3 protein-coding genes and 2 pseudogenes are annotated in these 3707 nt (G+C 46.0%); 1 reads left to right on the plus strand and 4 read right to left on the minus strand.

Going from position 1 to position 3707, the window contains the following annotated elements:
* Together ACESLU_RS12845 and ACESLU_RS12850 are read right to left on the minus strand one after the other, a co-directional pair.
* Positions 1-476 (minus strand): annotated as a pseudogene (locus ACESLU_RS12845) (hypothetical protein); the annotation flags it as partial.
* A gap of 75 nt (positions 477-551) precedes the next feature.
* Positions 552-1640 carry a class I SAM-dependent methyltransferase gene (locus ACESLU_RS12850; RefSeq protein WP_372639036.1) on the minus strand — a complete coding sequence of 363 codons (1089 nt, stop codon included), beginning with the start codon at positions 1638-1640 and terminating at the stop codon, positions 552-554.
* Between the two features lie 198 nt (positions 1641-1838).
* On the opposite strand from ACESLU_RS12850, the gene ACESLU_RS12855 reads away from it, so the two are divergent.
* Positions 1839-2456, plus strand: a complete 618-nt coding sequence (locus ACESLU_RS12855) for a TetR/AcrR family transcriptional regulator (protein WP_372639038.1) — start codon at positions 1839-1841, stop codon at positions 2454-2456.
* A gap of 143 nt (positions 2457-2599) precedes the next feature.
* Here the strand turns inward: ACESLU_RS12855 and mddA are convergent, their stop codons facing one another.
* On the minus strand, positions 2600-3334 hold the full coding sequence (gene mddA / locus ACESLU_RS12860; protein ID WP_372639039.1) for a methanethiol S-methyltransferase: 735 nt from the start codon (positions 3332-3334) through the stop codon (positions 2600-2602).
* A gap of 190 nt (positions 3335-3524) precedes the next feature.
* Positions 3525-3707, minus strand: a pseudogene (locus ACESLU_RS12865) (hypothetical protein); the annotation flags it as partial.

Below are 3707 nucleotides of genomic sequence, written 5' to 3' on the forward strand. Positions count from 1 at the left end.
TCCGGCGAATTTTCGTCATAACGGCTTGCAAGTGCATCTATATACTCTTGTTCCCGCTCAGTGCCGTTTGCTTTAAGCTCTTGCGCTTTTTTCAAGGCTTCCCAGGCAACAGGCACCGCCTCGGGCAGCATCGGTAGATTGATATTCGGACCTTGTACCAAAGCAATACCCCACCAACCCATCGGATGCTCAGGTACCAGCTCGGTAACCTGTCGGAATGACCGCTCTGCTTCCTTGTGATTAAATCCGTAGGCCAGCATGATGGCCTGATCAAAATAACGTCCGGCTAACGTATCCTGCAAAGATACATCAAAATGATGATCGCCCATCCCCTCTAACAACGGGGCCGTCTGACCATCGAAAATATTTTTGTTCTCGGAACGCTCGCTGCAACCTGTTGTTGCCAGTAATCCGGCTACCAACAGCATTGCGGACAAAACATACGACTTGAATATAATTGACTTCCCTCGTTTCATACCCCCCCTTATTTTTTTAATATATGTAATGTAAAATAAGAATAAACAATTTTATGAAGTAATACATGACACTTTTTATTTTTTTATCACGTAGTAATCATTCTGGATGTCGTGATCCAGCTGATGGATCTCGATCTTTTCAAAACCCGCTTGTTGCAGGAGTTCCTGTGCCTTCTCACGGCCCCACATAGCACCGAGCCCCTCCCCATCCTGGGCCAGTGATACCGACATGCAGTGCATGCACGAAACCGTATAAAGCGCCGGACCCAGCGGATGATCCATATTCTCATGCACATGTCCCGTAGAATAAATATCCTGCATCAAATACGTCCCGGCCGGCTTCAGGGTTCGATTGATCCCTTTAAGCACTGATTGCGGTTTGGCCTGATCATGAACGGCATCGAAGGTAGTCACAAAGTCATAAGCTTCCGGTTCAGCTGTTTGATCGAAGTCACTGGCATCACGGATCACAAAGTCCACGTTTTCCAGGCCTCTTTCCTTAGCTTCGGCGCTGGCCCAGCTTATCGCTTCTTCTGACAGGTCCAGACCTTTGAAGGTACTCTTTGGGAACAGCCCGGCCATCTTCAGCATTGCTCGTCCACGGCCGCATCCCACATCCAGTACTGATATACCGCTTTGGAGCTTTTCAGTAAGCCCCGGAATCAATGGAAGAATATGATCCTCAAGCGCGTCCACCACCGTCATTCCGCTGTCTTCAGCCATTACTTCATGAAAACGATCATATTTTCCATAAGGAACGCCACCGCCGTTATGAAAACATTCAACAATGTCGTCCTCTACGCTCCCAAGTACCGATATGTATTGGGCCATGACCCCCAGGTTGTCCAGTTCCGTATTTCTTGTCAGAAATTGTGCGCGGTTTTCAGGCAGCCTGTAACGACCGTTTTCATCCACTTCCACCACTCCGCCGGTAGCCACTGCTCCCAGCCATTCTCTTACATATCGCTCATTAAGTCCCGCCTGTTTTGCCAGCCTGGCACTGTCGGTCCAATCCATCTCATTCATCGTATCAAACAAACCCGTGCGATGACCGATTGATATCATCAACATTAGAGCGCCACTGTTTAAGGCTGTTACAAACCATTCGTCAAATCCCGTTTTATCGCTTGCCGTTTGAGGCATTGTGATTGCAGTATTACACATTTTATTTCCCTCATCTATTAAATTTAAAGTAACAAACCAACTGGTTGGTATGTTACAAATACTGCCTGATTTTGTCAAGCAATATCTTTGCAAACGGGTAAAAAAAGCCATAATCATACTTTATGCGATTTAAAAGGCTTCATAAACAAAAAATTATTAAGGTTGAAACATACCGTATAGTATGTTATTATTTGAGCTATGAATAAAAATCCCAAAGACACGCGTGCTAACATCATGGATGCCGCCCAGGCCCTTATCCTGGATCACGGTTTTGGAGGTACTACCGTCGGCTCAATAATTGAGTTGGCCGGGGTAAGCAAGGGCGCTTTTTTTCATCACTTCTCCAGCAAAGCCGAACTTGGTAAAGAGCTGGTACAGCGCTATGCGGATGAGGATGCCGAACACCTCGAACAAACGCTCCTCAAGGCGGAAGGACTTAGTGACGACCCGCTACAGCAGTTTCTTATTTTTGTAAATCTTTTCAAACAGGAAATAGAATCCCTGGAAGAACCGTTCCCGGGCTGCCTGTTTGCCTCATACCTTCAACAATCAGAGCTTTTCGACCACAATATTCTGGATATAATCCGGGAATCTTTGCTGCTGTGGCGGACAAGAGTCCTTGACAAGCTCAAAAAGATCGAACAAAAACATCCGTCCCGCCGGGAGGTGGACCTTGAAAGCCTGGCGGATATGCTGATGGTGATCTTCGAGGGATCGTTCGTTTTGTCGCAATCCCTCAACGAAAACAAGGTTATCGCCCGACAACTTTCTAATTATCATACCTATCTACAGCTGCTGTATAGTAGCAGCAATTAGTTCAAGTCCGGAATTCTCCCCATCCTTTGTGGAAATCCACAATAGAATCGTCCGGCAGCTGTAATTCTCATGATCAACTTTTAATTCCCAACACAACGACACACTCTGCGGAAATCTCACAGCCCATACACGGTTCCAATTCCTCAACTCTTTCTGGGAAATGGAACCAGCATTCGCACGCGCTCCCGGTATTTTTTATACTTCTCCCCGTGATGTCTAATCAAATCCCGCTCTTCAAACCAAATGCCAACAAAAATATACCCGGTCGTCGCTATGGAAAAAACCAGATGACCAAGGGTCATATAAGGCGTCGCCCAGAAAGCAATAATAAATCCCAGCATGAGCGGATGTCTGAGATACTTGTAAAGGCCGGGCTCTTTAAATTTTACAGGCGTTATCTCTTTGTCTCTCAAATGCAGGTACACCTGCCGCAGGCCGAACAGGTCAAAATGATTAATCATAAAGGTAGACAGTAACACGATCCCCCATCCCAGCCAGAAAAGTCCGGTCAAAGCGGCCTGCCCTACTCCTGCTTCAACACTCCAGATTACCTCCGGCACGGGGCGCCACTGCCAGAAGAGCAGTATTAAAATGAGGCTGCTGAGCAGTACATACGTACTTCGCTCAATGGGTTTGGGTATCATTTTTGTCCACCATTCTTTAAATCCCTGTCGCGCCATTACCGAATGCTGAACGGCAAACAGTCCGAGTAATCCGGCGTTGACCAGTAAAGCCTGCCATAAACTTTCGGCTTCGGGACCTGCATTAATCGTTTTGGGCACCCAGAAATCGCCGACAAAAGCAATTGCGTAAAGAAAAGAACCCAGGAAGATAATATAGGCAACCATTCCATAGATGAAAGAAAGTATGCGTCCAATCATAGTAATTCACCTCTGCATTTAATTCATAATTAAATTTTCAACATATATTATACGATCACTCACTACCCTTACCGTGTATAAATCCAAGTTCGGGGCAAAACTCTATCATAACCGTTAAACCCTATTTTAACTCTGCCGAATCTGGTTATGAGAAAATCCTGTAATAGAAAGTAGAAAAATGGCTACTCTACTGTTTGGCAATAAAATCCTTTGCCTCATTTACAGCAATTCGATCCGAATCTTTGACATTAACCAGAAGCTTTTCATAGTACTTTTGTGCCGTTTTCCTCTTGCCGTCGGCATTAGCCGAGCGCGCAGCACCCAGCAACGTATTGTAGCGTTCCGGCCAAACGGCATCGGAGGCCCTGTA

The organism is Fodinibius sp., from assembly GCF_041642155.1.
In the GTDB taxonomy this organism is placed as follows: Bacteria; Bacteroidota; Rhodothermia; order Balneolales; family Balneolaceae; genus Fodinibius.